This is a genomic window from Kitasatospora sp. NPDC058046, assembly GCF_042885595.1.
GTDB lineage: Bacteria > Actinomycetota > Actinomycetes > Streptomycetales > Streptomycetaceae > Kitasatospora.
The window spans coordinates 109,891-128,400 of record NZ_JBHVRS010000007.1; the positions used below are offsets into that span (position 1 = coordinate 109,891).

Sequence of the window (18,510 nt, forward strand, 5' to 3'; positions counted from 1 at the left end):
ACCGCCCTCGGCCCGCCCACGACCCTAATCCGGATTCCGATGAACAGCGGCCACCGCTCCTGCCCCGCCGTCGCCGTCCCGCCGACTCCACGGGCTCCTCCTCCTGGGTGTTCAGGCGAGAAGGATCTCCTCGGGCCTGCGGTTGAGCACCTCCGGGGATCGGCTGCTCAACAGGGCGTCGACGCACGTCATGAGATCCCCGCCATGATCCTGGACGGCAATCTCGCGCAGTTCCCTGACCAGGTCCTGCCCGTTGATCAGAACCACCGGGTACTGGTCCTCGACCATCTCCAACTGCGCCGGCTCGGAGTAGGAGCCGGTGGTGACGTACACGCCGATCCAGCCCCGCTTGAGACGGGCCACCACGCGTGCGATCTGTTCGGCCGATACGAGGCTGTCCGGCTTGATGCACTTGGCCTGCCCGAGGACGACCAGCTTCGTGCCGGCCAGGCCGCTGCCAAGATCGAGCCGCCCGACGAAGTCGGCACCACCGTCGCCGGAACGACGGGTGAGCCAACCCTCCTTGTAGCTGTGACCGGAGCCGCGCATCACCTTCTCGGCGACGACCGCTGCCAGAATCTCGAAGGCGTGCTTGTCGTCGTCGAACCGCTGGTAGACCGCCTGAAGGTCCGCCTCGATGGAACTGCCGGCCGTCGGGCGCTGGTCACGCACCTTGACCACCTGGCTGCGGGCCACCCGCCGACGCACCTTCGGCAGGACCGAGTGACCGTGCTTGACCCAACCTCGCCATGCTGCGGGTGCCAGCTTCAGGATCTCGGCATCGGACCGGCCAGGGTCCCGACGGGCGGTGATCCAGTCCCAGGACAGTTTGTCGTCCTCCTCGGTGAGGTCGATGACCGCGAGATCGAACACGTAGTTGGTGAACGTCGTCTTCGTCGCGCCTCCCCACTGGACGACACGTTCTGCCCGTTCGATCAAGGCCGCGCCGCAGAACTGGACCTGGCCCTTGTCCCTGCCGTTGTGCGGGACGGAACGGAAGAGCAGCAGCGGCGCGGCAGCAGCCCTTCCCTCGGGCGTGGGTGCCTGGTGGCTGTCGAAGGCCTCCAGGAGCGCCGCGTTACCCGTGGTGCCACCGACCGGCTTCATCGTTTCGGGCTTGTGGTCACCGAAGTAGCGGACATGTCCGTTGTCCACGTCGAACACGTCGTGCCACGGAGTCTGTTCCGAGCCCGCCTTCCAAGGGCTCGACCGGATCATCACAGCCGGTCGCCGCAGCCCGGCCACCGTCTTGACCTTGGCCATGGGGTTGATGCCCTTTTCGAGCTGGGCGCGTGGCCGGCCGGGGCTTTCAGTGACGAAGTAGAAGTTGTCGAATCCGTCGACGGTCGCCGGCGTCGCGTCCTTCGTAGCCGCGTACCTGAGCACACTGCCCACGTGCAACGAACTTCCCACGGTTCCCCCTTCGGCACGACCTGTCCCATCCATGATCTTGTCAGATCAGTCCGACAAGCAGATGGACGGGCGAGTCGTGATGCCGATCTACCTCGGGCATCGGTCGGCCTGGGGCAGACGGGTGGAAGGACACGGGGCAAAGCCTCAGCGCGGATCCACAGCCTGGCTTCGCGACCTACTGTGTGCTGCCCTCACGGACCAGGTTGTGTCCGCGGGCCGTGTGTAGCCAACGACGGCGGACGGCGACGACCTGCCCTCCTTCAGCGCCGCACCTCGACGCTGGCCCCGGCCGCGCGCAGCTCGCCCGCTACGGCCTCGGCGAGGTCCGAGGTCACGTCGTCGAGGATGGTCGCGGGAAGCCTCCCGAGGAGGAGCTTGCCGTGCCACAGGCTGAGCCCGGTCCGTCGCCTGACGGCCTTCGCGACCTCCAGGACGTGCGGGCCCGGATCGGTCACAACGACGCTGATGGGCCCCTCGTCACAGACCAGCTCGCCGTACAACTCCCCACCCCTTTCGCTCCGTTGCCCGGAGGGTAGGTGGTCCCCCGCGCCCGGTCCCCGGAATTGTCTTGCGCCCGGCTCGCGGCGGCACCTCGGCCGCCGGCCGGAACGACACGACGGCAAGGCGTGGCTGCCGGGCCCGCGAGGGTCTCGGGCCCGGCAGCCGACCGGCCTACTGTGCCGCCGTCTTCATGTAGGTGCTCCAGATGCGGGTCGGGAGGGCGGCGTCGGAGGTGTCCGGGGTGGCGCCGCCGAGGCCTTCGAGGGAGAGCAGCTTCATGTCCTTCAGGTCCGCGCGGAAGATGGTGACCGCCGTCGACAGCTGCCCGTTGTAGCCGACGAACCACCCTGCCGTACGGTCCGCGGTGGTGCCGGGTTTGGCGGCCAGGCCGGGGCCGGCCTCCGCTGCCGGTTTGGCGGCTCCGTCGCGGACGGAACCCTTGAGTGCCGCGTCCACCTCGGCCGCGACCGACGGGGTCAGTGCCTGGGTGGCGGCGGGCAGGCGCAGGGGGAGCTGGGCGCCGTTGCGGGAGATCCTGAGGACGGAGTACGGGTCGGTGTGGCTGCCGCCGGCCGCGAAGGCGGCGTACGCGTCGGCGGTGCGGACGGCGCTGGGGGTGGAGTTGCCGACGCCGAGGGCGGGGACGAGTTCGCCCAGGCTGTTGGGGAGCAGGCCGAGGTCGGTGGCGGTCTTCTGCACCCGGTCCAGGCCGACGTCCATGCCGAGCTGCATCAGCGGCCCGTTGACGGACTGTTCGACCGCGTTCCGCAGGGTGACCGTGCCCCAGTTCCGCCTGCCGTCGTTGGCGGTCTTGACGATCTTCCCGTCCCGTCCCCAGTACGGCCCTTCCGGGGTCATCACGTTCACCCCGTCGTCGCCGTTGTAGGGGGTGGCGGGCGTCACCGGGGTGCGGTCGCCGCCCCGTTGGCGCTGCACTCCCTGGCCGAGCCCGGCGGCGTACACCACCGGTGTGAAGGCCGAACCGATCGGCACCGTGGTGGTGTTGGCGCTGTTGAAGCCCTGCTTGAGGTAGTCGGTGCCGCCATAGAGCGCGACGATCCGGCCGTCCGGGGCCACCGAGGCGGCGCCGACCTTCAGGAGCTTGTCGGCCTCCCGGTTCTCCGGGTCGATCCCCGCGGTGCCCTCCCGTACGGCGGCGGCCAGGGCGTCGACCCTCGGCTTCTCGAAGGTGGTGCGGATCTGGTGGCCGCCGAGGTCGAACTGGGCCGGGGTGATGTCGCTGTGGCTCTCCACGTAGGCGCGGGCCATGTCCACCAGGTACCCGGTCTGGCCGCTCAGCCCCGCCGACTTCGGCTGCGGCCTGGGCTCGGGGAACACGGTGTACTTGGCGCGCTCGGCGGCGGACAGCTTGCCGACCTCCACCATCCGGTCCAGGATCCACGACCAGCGCTCCTCGGCGCGCTCCCGGTTCTCCGCGCTGACCGCCGGGTCGTACTGCCCGGCGCCCTTCAACAGCGCGGCCAGGAAGGCGCCTTCGCTCGGGTCGAGCTGGGAGACGTCCTTGCCGTAGTACGCCGCCGCGGCGCGCTCGATGCCGTAACTGCCGCGCCCGAACCAGCTGGTGTTGAGGTAGCCGGCCAGGATGTCCTGCTTGCTCATCCGGTCGTCCAGCTTGATCGCGATGACGATCTCGCTGAGTTTGCGGGACATGTCCTGGCGCTGGTTCAGGTAGATGTTCTTGACGTACTGCTGGGTGATGGTGGATCCGCCCTGGGTCTCACCGCCGGTGACCATCTGGACGACGGCGCGCCCGATGCCGGTGACGGAGATGCCCGGGTCGTCGTAGAAGGTCTCGTTCTCGGCGGCCAGCACCGCCCACTGCACCGGCTCCGGCACCTGGCCGAGCGGCACCTCCTGCCGGTTGGTCGGACCGATCCGCGCCATCTCGCTGCCGTCCGCCCAGTAGTAGACGTTGTTCTGCTGGGTGGCGAAGGAGTTCAGGTCCTCCGGGACGGCGGTGTGCGCGTAGAACCAGAGCAGCCAGCCGCTCAGCCCGGCCGCGCCCGTCCCGGCCACCAGCAGCAGCTGCCGCCAGGACGGGAGCCAGCGGCGGACGCCGCGCCGGCCGCGGCGCGGGTAGTCGATCCGCAGGGACGGGCGCCGGCCCCGGAACGGACGCGACCCGCGTAACGGCCGGGGGCGCGGGCGCGGCAGGAAACGTCGGCGTCGGCGCCCGGGCGTCTCCTTCTCGGCGGTCTCGCCGGCGGTCTTCTCGGCGGTCTCCTCGGCCACGCCCTCGGCCGTCTCCCCGGCCCCGTCTTCGGCCACGTCTTCGGCCCCGCCGTCTTGCTGAGCACGCACAGTCCGGTCTCCGATTCGCTCGTGGGCTGACCCTCCGTACACATAGACGTGATGAGAACATCAGTACGTATGCCTGGCTTTGGTGTGATCATGGTCATACTGCGCTCGACGGGTGGGACGTGAGCGTCCGACGGGCGGGCCGCGGACCGTGGACGAACAGCCCGCGGACGCCCGCCCGCGCGGAACCCGGTCCGCGGCAGCCCCGGCGTGCCGCCAGAATGGCGCCATGAGGATGATCCAGACCGCGCTCGGCACGCTGCTGCTCCTGCTGATCATCGGCAGCATCCTGCGCACGCTGGTCGTTCCGCGCGGCCTCTACTCGGCGCTGGTGATGCGGCTCTGGCGGGTGCTGCGCACGCTGCTGCGGCTGTCCGCCGGGCCGAACCGCGGCTACCTCGCGCAGGACCGGGCGCTCACCTGGCTGGCGCCGCTGGTGCTCCTCGGCATGCTCGGCGTCTGGCTCAGCTGCATGCTGACCGCCTACACCCTGCTGCTGCACGGCACCTCCGAGCTGAGCTGGTCGGTCTCCGTGCGCGAGGCCGGGTCCAGCCTGTTCACCCTCGGCTTCGCGAGCGGCGAGCGGCTCCACCTCTCCGCGATCGACTTCCTGGCCGCCGCCAGCGGCCCGCTGGTCATCGCCCTCCAGATCGCCTACCTGCCGACCCTCTACGCCGCCTACCAGCGCCGCGAGACCGAGGTGACCCTGCTGCAGTCCCGGGCCGGCGAGCCCGCCTGGGGCCCCGAGCTGCTGGCCCGCCAGTCCCTGGTGGACACCGAGACGGCGCTCCCCCAGCTCTACCGGGACTGGGAGCGGCTGGCCGCCGACATCGGCGAGAGCCACTCCAACTACCCGGTGCTGCTCTCCTTCCGCTCCCCGCAGCCCCACCGCAGCTGGGTGGTCGGACTGATCGCCGTGATGGACGCCGCCGCCCTGCACCTGGCGCTCTGCCCGCGCTCGGCCCCGCCCGAGGCCCGGCTGGTGATCCGGGCCGGCTTCACCGCGATGCGCGACATCGGCCGCTCGCTGCGGATCGACTTCGAAGCGGACCCGGACCCGGACATCCCGATCCGGCTGACCTACGCCGAGTACCTGGGCGCCGTCGCGATGATCACCGCGGCCGGGTTCCCGCGCGAGCGCCCGGTCGAGGACGCCTGGGCGCACTTCCACGGCTGGCGGGTCAACTACGAGGCGCTGGCGTACGAACTGGCCCGGCGCAGCGACGCCGTCCCGGCGCTGTGGACCGGCCCGCGCGACTTCCGCGCCCCTGTCATCCCGCCGAGCCGCCCCACCGACCGCCGCCCGTCCTCGACCCCGCCACCGGGGACACCGCTGCCGCCGCTGCCGCCCGCCTGAGCGAGGGGACCAGACCGACCGGGCGGACCGGGCGGACCGGGCGGACCGGGCGGACCGGGCGGACGGGACCGACCCGGGCGGACCGGGTACACTCGTCCGCAGTACGTGCCGTTCAGGAGCACGCAGGAGCAGAGGAAGAAGAGGGAGGTGGGGTTGATGACCGCGCTCAAGGCCGCCATGCGCAGCGTCCGGGTCTCCCTCACGTCCCGGGCCGCGGCCTGACCTCCTCCTGTCCCGCCTCGCCGGGGGCGTGAGCCCGCGGGGCCCGCACGAACACTCCTCAGGAACGGATCTCCGTCCACCATGCGCAACTGGATCACGCGTGCCGAGACCGGCACCGACATCCCGACCATCCGCGACATCAACCTCGCCGCCTTCGGAACTCCCGCCGAGGCCGACCTCGTCGACGCGCTGCGCGCCGACGCCTCCTGGATCGAGGGCCTGTCCCTCGTCGCCACCACCGAGCACGGCACCGACGAGCAGGGCACTGGTGAGCACGGCACCGCCGTCGGCCACGCCCTGCTGACCCGCTGCCACATCGGCGACGTCCCGGCCCTGTGCCTGGCCCCGTGCGCCGTGCTCCCCGCGTACCAGCGCACCGGCGCCGGCTCCGCCGCCGTCCGCGCCGCACTGGACGCGGCACGGGACCTGGGCGAGCGCCACGTCGTCGTCCTGGGACACCCGGACTACTACCCGCGGTTCGGCTTCACCCGCGCCTCCGCCCACGGCATCGGCCTGAGCATCGAGGTCCCGGACGAGGCGCTGATGGCCCTCGCCCTGGACGCCGGCCACCCGCTGCCCGCGGGCACCGTCCGGTACGCCGCGCCGTTCGGCATCTGACGGACGACGCCGGGCGGGGCACCTGGGTGCCCCGCCCGGCGTCCTTCCCTACTGTCAGGGACTGTCAGGGCCCTGCCCGACAGCGGGCCTCAGACGGCCACCGTGGCGCCGGTCGCCAGCGAACGCTCGGCGCCGACCAGGATCTCCACCACCCGCAGGCCGAAGTCCGCCCCGCACGGGTGCGGCTCGCCGGAGGCCGCCGAGGCCCGCAGGGCGTCCAGCGCCCGGTGCAGCGCCGCGACCGGTCCCTCGCCGCGCGGGGGCAGCTGCACCACGCCGTGCTCGCCGCGCAGCTCCATGCCCGTCCCGCCGGCCGCGAGCGGCGCGGTCAGGCTGAGCGCGAGTGTGCTGGAGGCGCCGCCGGCGTGCCGTACCACCAGGTGGACGGTGTCCAGCGGGCCGGCCGCCGCCGTCACGTGCGTCGCGTCGCCCAGGATCGGCAGCAGGACGGACAGCGCGTGCGGACCGACGTCCCACAGCGCGCCCTTCTCGACCCTCCACGGCGAGGCCGCGTACGGGCTGGTGCTGCCGGGCGCGAACACCGAGCCGAGCCAGTCCGAGCGGCCGGTGAACCAGCCGCCGAGCTCCGCCTGCCGCTCGATCCACGGGATCTGCTCGCCGCCGAAGCGCACGGTGAAGAAGACCACCGAGGCGACCTTGTGCTCGCGCACTGCCTCGGCCACGGCCTCGGCGTCCGGCACCGTCAGCGCGACCGGCTTGTCCAGCAGCAGGTGGCAGCCCGCCTCGGCGGCCCGCACGGCGAGGCCCGCCTGGACGGTCGGGGGCAGCGCGATGGAGACCGCGTCCACCTCGGCCAGCAGCCGGTCCAGGTCCGCGTACCCGGGCACGCCGTGCGCGGCGCCCAGCGCCTCGGCCGCCTCCGGTCGGCGGCCCCAGACGCCGGTGAACTCCAGCCCGGGGTGCTCGGCCAGGACGGGCGCGTGCACCCGCTCCGCCCAGGGGCCGGTTCCCAGCAGTCCGATCCGCACGATGTCTCCGTTTCCTTCGTGTTCCGTCGCGACGTCCGTGTTCTGTCGCAACGCCCGTGTTCCGTCGCGTTCGTGTTCCGTCGCGACGCCGCCGCGTGCTCGCGGCGCGTGATTCGCGGCGCGCGCCCTGGGTCAGCCCCGGACGCGAGCCAGGGTGAAGCCGTCGTAGCCCTTGCTGCCGACCGTCTGCACCGAGGTCGCGGTGACCGTCGGCTCGGCCGCGATCAGCTCGTGCAGCGCCCGGGTGCCGACCACCGCCGGGTCGGTGCTGTCCGCGTCGGCGACCGCGCCGCCGCGCACCACGTTGTCGACGATGATCAGCGAGCCGGGCCTGGTCAGCTGGAGCGCCCGGCGGAAGTACTCCGGGTTGCTCGGCTTGTCGGCGTCGATGAAGACCAGGTCGAAGGGCTCCACGCCCTGCTCGACCAGCTCGGCCAGCGAGTCGGCGGCCCGGCCGACCCGTACCTCGGCGACCCCGGCCAGCCCGGCGGCCGCCAGGTTGCCCCGGGCGACCTCGGCGTGCCGGGGGTCCAGCTCCAGGGTGAGCAGGGTGCCGTCCGCGGGCAGCGCCCGGGCCAGCCAGATCGCGCTGTAGCCGCCGAGCGTGCCGACCTCCAGGATCCGCTTCGCGCCCTGGGTCACTGCCAGCAGGTGGAGCAGCTTGCCCTGGTTGGGGGCGACCGCGATCTTCGGCAGCCCGGCCGCGTCGGCGGCGGCGGTGGCGCCCTCCAGCACCGGGTCGTGCCCGACCAGCTGCTCGGAGAAGTAGGCGTCCACGGCGTCCCAGGTCGGCTGCGAAGACATCGGGCCCTCCAGAGTGCAAGATCGGCAGCTACCCGGCCGATGCTACTCCGAGGGCCCGAGGGCACCACGACGGTGGTTGTGGACGGCCGGTCGGACGACCGGCCGTACGGGAGGTCAGTCGGCGACCGGCTCCTTGGCCGCGGCGGCGGCCTTGGCGGCCTCTTCCGCCTCGATCTTGGCGTGCGTCTTGGCGGCGCGGCGCTTCATGATCCAGGCCGAGAGCAGGCCGATCACCAGGGCCGCCCCCAGGCCCGCCCAGGAGAACCGGGCCAGCCAGGGCTCGATGCTCTTGCCGACCTTGTAGACCAGCAGCGTCGTGCCGCCGGCCCAGACCACACCGCCCAGCACGTTGGCGATCAGGAACTTCCAGTACGGCATCTTCAGCGCGCCCGCGAGCGGACCGGCGAAGATGCGCAGCAGGGCGATGAACCGGCCGAAGAAGACCGCCCACATGCCCCACTTCTGGAAGGAGCGCTCGGCGGTGGCCAGGTGGGAGGGCCCGAAGTGCTTGGGGAACTTGCGTCCCAGCTTCTCGAAGAGCGGCTTGCCTCCCTTGCGCCCGATCGAGTAGCCGATCGAGTCGCCGATGATCGCGCCGGCGATCGCGCAGATGGCGACGCCCCACGGGCTCACCACACCCTTGACCGCCATCAGGGACGCCGTGACCAGGGCGATCTCGCCGGGCAGCGGAATGCCCAGCGACTCCAGCCCGATGATCAGACCGACCACGGCGTACACCGCTGTCGGCGGAATCCCCTCGATCCAGGCGTCGATGTGCAAGGCCAGTCCCTCCGTGGCAGGACGGGACCGGCCGCGCTCCCCCTGGAGCCGCGTGCCCGTCCCGGCAGTTCGTCCGATGGCGGCACCCAGGCCGCTCCCCCGGAAACGAGCCTAACGTGCCGGGCGGCCTGTCCCCCCGGCCGATCACCCGTGGTTACGACGTACGCCCCCGCGCCATGGTTCCAGCTCGACCACCGTTTCTTCAAGATTCGGCAAAAAGCAGTGCGACCACGGACGGGCGCTGCTTGATCCGGCGCGCGAACGGCAGCAGGGCGCTCACCGGCCACCGCCCGCCCTCCGGGTACACCTCGCGCACGTCGGTGACCCCCGGGTGCGCGGTGGCCAGCTCGCCGCGTTCGTCCGCGTCCATCCCGAACGGCATCGGCGGCGCCTGGTAGTACCGGTCCCGCAGCTTGCCCTCGACGGCCCGCCGGCTGAACCAGCGCGGCACCGCGTCCAGCACCATCGCACCGCCCGGGAAGCGCTCGGCGCAGGCCGCGATCAGCGCGCGGACCTCCTGCGGCCGCAGGTACATCAGCAGGCCCTCGGTGCTGATCAGCACCCCGTTCGACGGGTCCACCTCGTCCATCCAGCCCGGGTCGGTGGCCGAGTGGGCGACGATCCGGTGCCGCTCGTCCGGCGGCAGCAGCCGCCGCCGCAGCGCGACCGTCTCCGGCAGGTCCACCGACAGCCAGCTCGCCCGCCCGTTGTCGACACGCCAGGCCTGGGTCTCCAGGCCGTCCCCGAGCCCGACCACGGTGCCGCGCGGGCAGCGGGTCAGGAAGTCCGCCACCTCGCGGTCGAAGCAGGCGGCCCGCAGCGCCTGGAGCTGGCTCACCAGAGCGTTCTCCCCGAACCGCGCCGCGAACGGGTAGTCGATCCGCTCCACCAGCTCGACCGCCTTCGGGTCCGGCAGCACGGTGTCCGGCCGCCGCGCCTCCACCGCCCGGTGCCACAGCGTCCACAGCGCCGTCTCCGGTACCTGCCCCAGCTCCGGCCGCTCCCCGCCGCCACTCATCGCTCGCTCCTTCGGACGTGGTCCCGTCGCGGCCCGACGCGTTCCGTCGCGTTCCGTCGCGTTCCGTCGCGTTCCCGCCGTGTTCCCGTCATGGGCATGAACCCGCCGATTCTGACACCCCGTCCGCACCTCCCCTCCCGCCGACGCGCCGACTCACCGACCCGTGGAGCTCTACGGCGCCAACCATCGACCGGGCCTTCCAGGCGACCTGGAGCGCGCGAACTCGTTCTCCTGCGTGGGCACTTCTCACCCCACGGGGTGGAGAACCGAACGACGGAGGGCCACGTGCTCCAGCACCTCATCACTCACGACCACGACCTGCGGATGGTCCCCACCGACCGGAACGAGCTGACCACCGCGGTCGGCCGGCTCCACGGGGAACTGCGCACCCTGCCCGAGGGGACCGACCCCGCCCGTGCCCGCCTCCTGACCAGGTGGATCGGCATCGGCCACCTGTGCCTGGGCCACCACGAGGAGGCCCGTACACTCCTCCGCCAGTCGCTCGACCTCGCCACGGAGACGGGCAACACCCGGGCCGTCGTCGCCACCGGACTCAACCTCGCCGACGCGCACCGCTACGCCGGTGACGTGCGGACCGCGGACGCGCTCTACCGCAGCGCGCTGGACACCGCGCGAACCCGGCACCCGGAACTCCTCGACTTCGCACTCCAGCACACCGGCAAACACCTGATGGAACGCGGTGACCTCACGCAGGCCCGGACCCATCTACAGGAGGCACTGCGGCTGCGGATCGCCAAGGGGGACAGCGAGTTGATCGAGTCCACGCAGGCCGCACTCGACAGGGTGGAGCTGCTGCTCGACCGCCCCTGACCACCCCCTGCCGCTGACCCTGTCCCCGTTCTGCGCCAGGAGGCCGTAGCGGGGCCGGCCCAGGCCTGCTCGGCCAGCGCGATGCCCACCCGCAGCTGCGCCCAGAGCCGGTCCCGGCCGCTCAGTCCTCCGCCGCCACCACGGCCACGGCCGTCGCCAGGGCGGCGGCGGTCAGCCAGGCCAGCGCCGACAGGCCCATGGTGAGGGCCTGTGGCCAGCGCCAGGCCAGCAGTCGCGCACCGACGCCCCAGGTGAGGAGGAACAGCGGGACCAGGATCACCGCCTGCATCCTCCACGCCCCCAGGAACGCCCCGGCCAGGCCGCCGGCCAGCAGCGCCGTGCCCGCCACGACCAGCAGCCCGATCCGGAACATCAGGGCCCACGGGGTGGTCTGCGGGTCGGTTCGGTGCCCCTGGTGGATGATCTCGGCCACCCGGCCCCGCCAGAATCGCAGTTCCACGGCCGAGCCGACGTCCACCGCGTCGTAGAACGACTGGTCGACCGTGTAGGTGCGGCCCGGCGCGTTCTCCCGGAGAACGGCGAGGCGGTACGAGGTCGAGTCACTGTTGGCGTCCACCCACCTCTTCGTCACCCGGCCGCTCTCGGGACGCAGGCAGTCCGCCTGTGCCGCCCCGTCGGCCGTGGCACCGCAGACGGGTGCGTCGAGGTAGGCCCCGCCCTCGCCGTAGGCGTCGTGGTAGCGGACGAAGCCGAGCGCCACGATCGCCAGCCCCAGCACGGCGATCAGGCCGCGCAGCACCTGACCCGCCGTCGACCCGCGCCGCGGGCGCCGGTCCCGCGGTCCGTCCGCCTTCCCCATGGGCCCCTCCCCCCTGCCGGACCATGCCATTGTGCCCCGGGCCCCGGGGCGGCTGGCGCGCTCGGGCCGCCTCCACGGCGACGGGGCCCGGTCCGCCCCCTGAGAGGGCCTGCCTTGTGGGCCTTTGCCGGGTCACGCCCCCAGCTTCCGGCCCGGAGGTGTCCTCGTCGCGGTGGCTCCCCCGCCTGCTTGGGATGCGCGCCCCCTACGCTGCGCCCTTCGCCTCCCGCCACCGCCATGAGCACCAGGCCGCGGCCGCCGTCCGGCAGCTGCTCGCCTCGGATGCCCGGAAATGACTTCTGGCTGTTCGAGAGCAGGATCGTCCAGTTCAACATCTTTGATGGGAATGGCCGATGGGTGCACACGGATCAAAGTGACGATCCCGCTGTTGCACAGCTCTGCGCGGCAGCCTTCGACGCCGTGTGGGGGCGCGCCATCCCTCACGAGGCTTACGGCATCGCCGAGTAGTCACCACAGTCGGCCAGTTCATGTCCTCGTCTCCGCTCTCCAGTGCTCAAGCCGCACGGAAGGCTCTCGCCGATCAGCTCGACCAGATCCGGCGGGACGCCGGACTTTCAGGGCTTGAACTGGCCGTACTGTGCGGATGGCACAAGTCCAAGTCGTCCCGCATCGCCCGCGGTCTGACAGTTCCCTCCGACAGTGACATCCGCGCATGGTGCACGGCCTGCGGGTCTGCCGAGAAGGCGCCGGATCTGATCGCAGCGTCGCGTACTGCCGAATCCATGTACACGCAGTGGCAAGACCTCCACCGCGACGGCATGAAGCGGGTGCACCAGAAGACTCTGCCGCTGTACCAGCGGACACGAAGGTTCAAGGTATACGCCTCCAACGTCATGCCTGGGATGACACAGACAGCCCCGTACGCGGCCGGACTTCTCCGGTCGATCACAACCTTCCAGGGCACCCCGGACGACGTGGAACAGGCGGTGAAAGCCCGTCTCAACCGATCTCGTGTCCTGAACGACGCCAGCCACCAGTTCGCCCTGGTCCTGGAAGAGGCCGTTCTCTACTACGGCGTCTGCGGTGACGAAGCACTCGCCGGCCAGCTTGACCACTTGCTAGGGGTCTCCTCCCTGCCGAACGTCTCCGTCGGCATCATCCCGCTTCGAGCTCGCCGAACTGTCTGGCCCCTCGAAGCGTTCTACGCCTTCGACGAGAGCCTGGTGGCCGTCGAGACGCTGACCGCAGAGATCAACGTCACGGCTCCAGGCGAGATCCGGACCTACCTTCGTGCCTTTGCCGAACTGGCCAAGATCGCCGTTCACGGAGTCGACGCCCGTAGTCGAATTGCCAAGGCCCGCAGCGCCCTCGGGTGAACCTCTGCAACCCCGTGCAACCGGGTGGCGCCGCCTGCAGTCGCCTCCCTACGGTCGTTCTCGCACCCCCACCGTCCCGGTGAAGGAGGACAGACCATGGCGAGATGTACCCCCATGCCCGGCCGCGAAATCCAGTTCTGACACCCTCCGGAGCGGCCCCACCCCGTGCGCGACATCAGAACCGCACAGGGTGGGGCCACACAGGCCCCGTTCTTCCGGGCGGTCATGCAAGTCAGTGCGCCACCGAGAAGAGAGGAACGAACCATGACCGTTGCGCTGGAAGCGCCCGCGGACACCAAGTTCCGCGATCCCCGCGCGCTCCTCAACGCGGTCCGGCCGTACGTCAAGGAGCTGACGTACAACGTGTTCGAGGGCCCCGGCAACACCGGCGACCTGTACGACCGCGAGATCGCGCTCCTGCTCCGCGACAACACCATGGTCCGCAACATGGCCGAGCGCATCCTCGACAACGCCATCGCGTACACGATCACCGCCATGGAACACCCGCAGGTGCACCTGGGCGTCGGCAAGATCGTGGACATCGGGGTGCACCAGCTCCTGCTGGACACGCCGGTGCACTTCGCCGTCTGCGAGGCGTACAACGCCGGCCGGTACAAGCACCACGCCCCGCTGATCCAGCGACGTAGCGACGGCACCGTGATCCGTACCGCCGAGTTCCTGCGCGGCAACGGGTTCGACGCCGACGAGGAGCTGTGGGCGATCGACGGGGCGAACTGCTCCCCGTGCGACGACAAGGTCCCCGACAGCCACTGACCGGACATCAGGGTGCCCCTGCCTCGTATCGTGGGCAAGGGCACCCGGCCAGCCAACTCCTCAGCAAGGGAAGTCCGTTGCCCGCACAGCACAACATCGAGTCCACGCAGGCCGCACTCGGGGTGGAGCTGCTGCTCGACCGCCCCTGACCGCCCCCTGCGGCTGCCCCTGTCCCCGTTCTGCGCCAGGAGGACGTAGCGGGGCCGGCGGTCAGCCCAGCCCGTTCGCCCAGTCCGCCAGGAGGGCGAAGTCCTCCGCCGTCAGGCCGGCTTTCGGGTCGATGTGGTGGAGGAGTGCCGGGGCCGGGTGGTGGGCTTCGACCCAGGTGCGGTCGGCGTCCGTGATCAGGTCGTCGACCCAGGCGAACGGGCGGCCCTGTGCCCAGGTGACGATCTGTGGGGTCTTCCAGAACACGCCGTCGTCCGGCTCGGGCCGTGGCTCGGACCAGGGGATGTACGGCAGGGCGGGCAGCCCGAGCAGGGGGGCGATGAAGGTGTTGGCCTCCTCCTGCCACGTCGTCGCCCATGCCAGGTCGAAGGGCAGCGCGGCGAGGGCCGGGCCGTGGGCCGGGTTGAGCCAGACCCGCAGGGGCTTCGGGGCCTTGTGGGGAAGCCCCCAGGCGGTGAGTCGGCGGCGCTCGGCCACTTCCCAGCGTGGTGTCGTCAGCCGGTGGGTCCGGTAGCCCTCGGGTCGCCGGTAGGGCTTCGCCGCGCACGGGTTGAGCGGTCCGTCGACGTCCAGCAGGAGCAGCGGCCGCACCGGTTCACCTCCCTTGATCGTCCCCGCAGGCTACCGGCGGGGACGGGGACGGACCAGCGGATTTCCGCGCCAGGGGCCGCGAGGGGGCCGAGGCTCAGCCGATGCTGAAGGCGCCGTCCGGCGGGGGCGGGGAGTCGGTGGCCTCGGCGTCGGTGACCGGGGCGGTCCGGCCGACCAGGGCGGCCAGGTCGTCCCCGTCGGTGAGCCGGGCCGGGAAGATGTCGCCCGCGAGCAGCCGGGTCAGCTCGGCCACCGGCAGCGGCGCGGTCGAGCCGGCCAGCAGGATGTTGCCGTACCGGCGGCCGCGCAGCACCGGTGCCTCCGCCACCAGGCAGACGTACGGGAACACCGCGCGCACCGTCGCCGCCTGCGCCTTGGCGAAGGCCAGCGGCGGGCCGTCCGCCAGGTTCGCCGCGTAGCAGCCGCCGGGGCGCAGCGCGGCGGCCGCCAGGCGCAGGAACTCCACCGAGGTGAGGTGGGCCGGGGTGCGCGAGCCGTGGAAGACGTCGGCGATCACCAGGTCCTGCGAGCCGGCCGGGGTCTCGGCGAGGGCTGCCCGGGCGTCGCCGACGGTCGCGGTGATGTCCGCGCCGGGGCCCTGCCAGGGCAGGTGTTCGGCGACCAGTTCCAGCAGCGGCCCGTCGACCTCCACCACCCGCTGCCGCGAGCCGGGCCGGGTGGCGGCCAGGTAGCGGGGCAGGGTGAGCGCGCCGCCGCCGAGGTGCAGCGCGTCCAGTGGCTGCCCGGCGGGGGCGAGGGCGTCGGCGAGGTGGCCGAGGCGCCGGGTGTACTCGAACTCCAGGTGGGTGGGGTCGGCGAGGTCGACGTAGGACTGCGGGGTGCCCTCCAGGGTGAGCAGCCAGCCGCCGTCCCGGTCGAGGTCGGGCATGAGCTTGGCGAAGCCCAGGTCGGTCCGGCGGCCGACCGGCACCGGTTCGTCGTGCTCGTCCCGCGAATCGTGCTCGGAGGTCACGCGTGCTCTCCGACGGGCTCGACGTCGAGGTACGCGGCGAGCCAGTGGTCCAGCTCGGCGAACACCTCGGTGCGCGCGGCCTCCCCGGAGAGCACCAGGTCGTGCATGCCGCCCTTGATCCGCACGATGGTGACGTGCCGGCCCAGCCGCGGCCCCTGCGCGGCGATGTCGTCGGCGCGCAGCACGGCGTCGGCGTGGTGCAGCGCGCTGTGCCACTTGGTGGTGGAGATGGAGCGGGTCGAGGCCATCAGCAGCACCGGCACGTCGATGCCCAGTCCCCGGTGCAGCCGCCGGTGGCCCTGGTGGATCGCGGACAGCCAGCCCGCGTACAGCGGGAAGCTCTCGGGGCGCTTGAGGGTGAGGTCGAAGTCCCACTCGCCCTGGTGGTCCTTGTGCAGGCTGTGGGTGTAGTGCGGGTTGAGCGCGGACGGCAGGACGCGGGTCGGCGCCAGCCGCCCGAGCGCCGTGACGGCGGGGCCGCCGAGGGTGCGGACGGCGGGCCCGGCCGGCATCGACAGGAACGGCGAGTTGAGGAACAGGCCGTCCACCAGGCCGCGCCCGGCGCGCCGGGCGGCCCACAGCGCGCCGATCAGCCCGCCGGTGGAGTGCCCGTTCAGCAGCAGCTGCCGGTGCCCGTCCACCTCGCGGATGATCCGGACCGCCTCGTCGATCTCCTCGTCGTACTCGGCGAGGTCGCGGACGAAGTTCGGCGACTGGTGCGGGCGCAGGGAGCGGCCGTACTTGCGCAGGTCGAGGGCGTAGAAGGAGAAGCCGAGCGCGGCGTAGTGGTCGGCGAGGTTGGTCTGGAAGAAGTAGTCGTTGTACCCGTGGATGTAGAGCACGGCGCGCTCCGCCCCTGGCACCGGCCGCCGGACGAGGGTCGCGCACACCGGCCCCTCGTCGTCCGGCCGCAGCGTCAGCTCGGCGGCCTCGTAGGGGGCACCCAGGATGTCTTCACGGAACTCCATCTGCTCGCCGCACCCGTCCTCTGCTCTGTCTGCCTGTATCGGCAGGTGGCCGCCTGTTCCTTCCCCGACCATACCGGCCGGTAGCCGCGGGCCGCTCGGCGGTGGGCCGTCATGTGTGGATCCACACTGCGGCGGCCCGGGTGGTGTCGGGGGCCGCAGCCACCTGGCGTCCGCCCGCTCCACCCCGAGGGCCCGGAAGATCCCGCGGGCCTGCCCCTGCGCCCGGGCCGCCTCGTCGTTCCGGTCCAGTGCCCGGAGAGCCGATCCCGTGCTCTCCCAGGCCCTGGCCTGGCAGAACCGGTCGTCGCACTCCTCGCAGAGCACACAGGCGCGTTCGAGGAACTCGAGTGCTTCATCGAGGCGGCCCATGACCCTCAGCCGCTCGCCGAGGTTGAGCAGCGCGATCGTCTCACCCTCCCGGTCACGACGGCTGCGCGCGACGGCGAGGGCACGTCGATGGGCTTCCACCGCCTCCTCGCAACGGCTCGCGAGGCCGAGCGAGATCCCGTGGTTGTTCCAGACCTCCGCTTCGACGTCGCTGGTCCCCATGGAGTCGGCCGCCCTCAGTGCCGCCTCCGTGACGGCGATCGCCAGATCGGCCCTGCCGCCGTGGATCAGCCCCGGCACCACCACGGGGCGAGAGGCGCGCGACCCCTCGGTGGATTCCGACCTCTGCCAGCCCCAGGATCATGGCCACCATGTTGGCGCGCTCGCGGTCCAGCCAGGCCAGTGCGGCGGCCCGTTCCGGGAATGGGCCGGCGTCCGAGCGCCCGGGCGATGACGCGGCCCGCCGGTTGGCGGCGTGGGCGGTCGTCACGTAGTACTCCGTCAACCGGCTCAGCCCGCGCGCCCCCAGCTCCGGGTCCTTCCCTAACTGTTCCAGGGCGTAGAGCCGGACCAGGTCGTGCAGGTACCACCGGCCCTTCGACGGGCTCTGCTCGATCAGTGCGGCGCCGACCAGTTGGGCGAACAGGGGCCGGGTCTCGCGGACCGTCCTTCCGATGAGCGCCGCCCCGGCTTCGGTCGAGACGTCGCTTCCGACGCAGACCGGGAGGAACCGGAAGAGCTCGGCCTGCGCGGGGGTGAGGCGACGGTAGGAGCGGTCCAGGGTGAGGCGGATGCCGGTCTCGCCGTCGTGCAGGAGGTCGAGGCGGCCCGTCCCCCCGGCCAGGTCGTCGGCGAGTTCGGCCGCCCCGAGGTGCTGGTCGAGGATCAGTTGGGCGGCGGCGAGCCTCAGTGCCAGAGGGAGGTGGCCGCAGAGTCTCGCGGTGCGCCGGCCGCCCTCCGCGTCGATGGCGACGCGCCCGTCCGCTGGTCGGGCCGCGCGGACGGCGGTGTCGAGGAGGGTGACGGCCGCCTCGGCGTCGAGGACGCCGAGGCGGTGGAGGCGGGCGCCGAGGCCGGGGAGGGTTTCGCGGGAGGTGACCAGGAGGCGGTGGCGGGTGGCGGGCGGTGGCTGGAGGGGGCGGACCTGGTCGGCGGCGGAGGCGTTGTCGGCGATGACCAGGACGCCGCCGCCGTGCTGCTCCAGTCGGGCGCGGTAGAGGGTGGCGCGGCTCTCCCGCTCCGGTGGGATGTGTTCGGCGGGGACGCCGAGGGCCCGGAGCAGGGTGTCGAGGGCCTGTCCGGCCTCGACCGGGGTCTCGTCGTAGCCGCGGAGGTCGACGAAGAGGGCGGCGGAGTAGTGGCCCTCGCCGAGCAGCGCGTGGCCGGCGGCGAGCGCGAGGGTGGTCTTGCCGATGCCGCCGAGGCCGGTGACCGTCACCGTCGACGGGCCGTCCGGGGCCAGCAGGGCGCGGAGTTCGGCGAGGTCCTGGTCGCGTCCGGTGAAGGCGGAGGTGACCGGCGGCAGCCCCGCGATCGTGGGCGGGCGCGCGGTGACCGTGACGTGCGCCGTGTCCGCCTGGACGACCGGGGCGTGGAACGTCCCCCCGCGAATGCTGTTGTGCACCCCGTGAGCGTAGTCGCCCGCCCCTCGTGCGCCTGCTGTGCGCCGGTGGTTCTGTGGAACGCTTCCGGGACAGACC

The 18,510-nt window shown here is 72.1% G+C and carries 18 protein-coding genes; 6 read left to right on the forward strand and 12 right to left on the reverse strand.

Annotated features, from left to right (window positions below; genetic code table 11):
- Nucleotides 1-111 precede the first annotated feature (111 nt).
- The 3 genes from ACFVU7_RS16870 to ACFVU7_RS16880 form a co-directional block, all read right to left on the reverse strand.
- Nucleotides 112-1,395, reverse strand: a complete 1,284-nt coding sequence (locus ACFVU7_RS16870) for a restriction endonuclease (protein WP_388045689.1) — start codon at nt 1,393-1,395, stop codon at nt 112-114.
- A gap of 278 nt (nt 1,396-1,673) precedes the next feature.
- Nucleotides 1,674-1,868, reverse strand: a complete 195-nt coding sequence (locus tag ACFVU7_RS16875; protein WP_388045691.1) for a ribosomal protein L7/L12 — start codon at nt 1,866-1,868, stop codon at nt 1,674-1,676.
- Nucleotides 1,869-2,085: 217 nt separating this feature from the next.
- Nucleotides 2,086-4,236, reverse strand: a complete 2,151-nt coding sequence (locus ACFVU7_RS16880; protein WP_388045693.1) for a transglycosylase domain-containing protein — start codon at nt 4,234-4,236, stop codon at nt 2,086-2,088.
- Between the two features lie 226 nt (nt 4,237-4,462).
- On the opposite strand from ACFVU7_RS16880, the gene ACFVU7_RS16885 reads away from it, so the two are divergent.
- Both ACFVU7_RS16885 and ACFVU7_RS16890 read left to right on the forward strand, forming a co-directional pair.
- Nucleotides 4,463-5,590: a hypothetical protein gene (locus ACFVU7_RS16885; protein ID WP_074003687.1), complete on the forward strand. Its 1,128-nt coding sequence runs from the start codon at nt 4,463-4,465 to the stop codon at nt 5,588-5,590.
- 303 nt (nt 5,591-5,893) lie between these two features.
- Nucleotides 5,894-6,430 (forward strand): GNAT family N-acetyltransferase, encoded by a 537-nt coding sequence (locus tag ACFVU7_RS16890; RefSeq protein ID WP_074003688.1) that lies wholly within the window; start codon nt 5,894-5,896, stop codon nt 6,428-6,430.
- A gap of 89 nt (nt 6,431-6,519) precedes the next feature.
- Here ACFVU7_RS16890 and ACFVU7_RS16895 read toward each other — a convergent pair whose 3' ends face one another.
- The 4 genes from ACFVU7_RS16895 to ACFVU7_RS16910 all read right to left on the reverse strand — a co-directional run bounded on the left by ACFVU7_RS16895 (nt 6,520) and on the right by ACFVU7_RS16910 (nt 10,021).
- Entirely contained in the window at nt 6,520-7,419 is a 900-nt protein-coding gene (locus ACFVU7_RS16895; protein ID WP_388045695.1) for a Gfo/Idh/MocA family protein, read from the reverse strand.
- A gap of 132 nt (nt 7,420-7,551) precedes the next feature.
- The gene (locus ACFVU7_RS16900; protein WP_074003690.1) at nt 7,552-8,223 is read right to left on the reverse strand and encodes an O-methyltransferase; all 672 of its coding nucleotides are present in this window, start codon (nt 8,221-8,223) and stop codon (nt 7,552-7,554) included.
- A gap of 114 nt (nt 8,224-8,337) precedes the next feature.
- Nucleotides 8,338-9,003: a DedA family protein gene (locus ACFVU7_RS16905; RefSeq protein WP_117486626.1), complete on the reverse strand. Its 666-nt coding sequence runs from the start codon at nt 9,001-9,003 to the stop codon at nt 8,338-8,340.
- Nucleotides 9,004-9,205: 202 nt separating this feature from the next.
- Nucleotides 9,206-10,021: a class I SAM-dependent methyltransferase gene (locus ACFVU7_RS16910; RefSeq protein ID WP_074003691.1), complete on the reverse strand. Its 816-nt coding sequence runs from the start codon at nt 10,019-10,021 to the stop codon at nt 9,206-9,208.
- Nucleotides 10,022-10,306: 285 nt separating this feature from the next.
- Between ACFVU7_RS16910 and ACFVU7_RS16915 the strand changes: the two genes are divergently transcribed.
- Complete coding sequence (locus tag ACFVU7_RS16915) at nt 10,307-10,852, forward strand: tetratricopeptide repeat protein (protein WP_388045697.1); 546 nt, start codon at nt 10,307-10,309, stop codon at nt 10,850-10,852.
- Nucleotides 10,853-10,973: 121 nt separating this feature from the next.
- Here ACFVU7_RS16915 and ACFVU7_RS16920 read toward each other — a convergent pair whose 3' ends face one another.
- A complete protein-coding gene (locus ACFVU7_RS16920; protein WP_388045699.1) occupies nt 10,974-11,672 on the reverse strand; it encodes a hypothetical protein in 699 nt (232 codons plus the stop codon).
- A 282-nt stretch (nt 11,673-11,954) separates the two neighbouring features.
- Between ACFVU7_RS16920 and ACFVU7_RS16925 the strand changes: the two genes are divergently transcribed.
- The 3 genes from ACFVU7_RS16925 to ACFVU7_RS16935 all read left to right on the forward strand — a co-directional run bounded on the left by ACFVU7_RS16925 (nt 11,955) and on the right by ACFVU7_RS16935 (nt 13,783).
- Nucleotides 11,955-12,140, forward strand: a complete 186-nt coding sequence (locus tag ACFVU7_RS16925; RefSeq protein ID WP_388045702.1) for a DUF6879 family protein — start codon at nt 11,955-11,957, stop codon at nt 12,138-12,140.
- Between the two features lie 20 nt (nt 12,141-12,160).
- Nucleotides 12,161-13,009, forward strand: coding sequence for a helix-turn-helix domain-containing protein (locus ACFVU7_RS16930; RefSeq protein WP_388045704.1), 849 nt, complete (start codon nt 12,161-12,163; stop codon nt 13,007-13,009).
- Between the two features lie 264 nt (nt 13,010-13,273).
- Nucleotides 13,274-13,783 carry a hypothetical protein gene (locus ACFVU7_RS16935; protein ID WP_388045705.1) on the forward strand — a complete coding sequence of 170 codons (510 nt, stop codon included), beginning with the start codon at nt 13,274-13,276 and terminating at the stop codon, nt 13,781-13,783.
- A gap of 210 nt (nt 13,784-13,993) precedes the next feature.
- On the opposite strand, the gene ACFVU7_RS16940 is transcribed toward ACFVU7_RS16935, so the two are convergent.
- From ACFVU7_RS16940 to ACFVU7_RS16955, 4 genes are all read right to left on the reverse strand, one after another.
- Nucleotides 13,994-14,533 carry a hypothetical protein gene (locus ACFVU7_RS16940; RefSeq protein WP_388045901.1) on the reverse strand — a complete coding sequence of 180 codons (540 nt, stop codon included), beginning with the start codon at nt 14,531-14,533 and terminating at the stop codon, nt 13,994-13,996.
- A 103-nt stretch (nt 14,534-14,636) separates the two neighbouring features.
- On the reverse strand, nt 14,637-15,431 hold the full coding sequence (locus ACFVU7_RS16945) for a spermidine synthase (RefSeq protein WP_388045902.1): 795 nt from the start codon (nt 15,429-15,431) through the stop codon (nt 14,637-14,639).
- 80 nt (nt 15,432-15,511) lie between these two features.
- Nucleotides 15,512-16,951 (reverse strand): alpha/beta fold hydrolase, encoded by a 1,440-nt coding sequence (locus ACFVU7_RS16950; RefSeq protein ID WP_388045707.1) that lies wholly within the window; start codon nt 16,949-16,951, stop codon nt 15,512-15,514.
- Nucleotides 16,905-18,434, reverse strand: coding sequence for an NB-ARC domain-containing protein (locus tag ACFVU7_RS16955; RefSeq protein ID WP_388045709.1), 1,530 nt, complete (start codon nt 18,432-18,434; stop codon nt 16,905-16,907). Before ACFVU7_RS16955 ends, ACFVU7_RS16950 begins: the two co-directional genes overlap by 47 nt.
- Nucleotides 18,435-18,510 lie beyond the last annotated feature (76 nt).

Coding starts and splice junctions, on each gene's coding strand:
- ACFVU7_RS16910 (WP_074003691.1), bottom strand. CDS start 10,021: ATGAGTGGCGGCGGGGAGCGGCCGGAGCTGGGGCAGGTACCGGAGACG.
- ACFVU7_RS16890 (WP_074003688.1), top strand. CDS start 5,894: ATGCGCAACTGGATCACGCGTGCCGAGACCGGCACCGACATCCCGACC.
- ACFVU7_RS16885 (WP_074003687.1), top strand. CDS start 4,463: ATGAGGATGATCCAGACCGCGCTCGGCACGCTGCTGCTCCTGCTGATC.
- ACFVU7_RS16935 (WP_388045705.1), top strand. CDS start 13,274: ATGACCGTTGCGCTGGAAGCGCCCGCGGACACCAAGTTCCGCGATCCC.
- ACFVU7_RS16930 (WP_388045704.1), top strand. CDS start 12,161: ATGTCCTCGTCTCCGCTCTCCAGTGCTCAAGCCGCACGGAAGGCTCTC.
- ACFVU7_RS16900 (WP_074003690.1), bottom strand. CDS start 8,223: ATGTCTTCGCAGCCGACCTGGGACGCCGTGGACGCCTACTTCTCCGAG.
- ACFVU7_RS16925 (WP_388045702.1), top strand. CDS start 11,955: ATGCCCGGAAATGACTTCTGGCTGTTCGAGAGCAGGATCGTCCAGTTC.
- ACFVU7_RS16920 (WP_388045699.1), bottom strand. CDS start 11,672: ATGGGGAAGGCGGACGGACCGCGGGACCGGCGCCCGCGGCGCGGGTCG.
- ACFVU7_RS16945 (WP_388045902.1), bottom strand. CDS start 15,431: ATGCCCGACCTCGACCGGGACGGCGGCTGGCTGCTCACCCTGGAGGGC.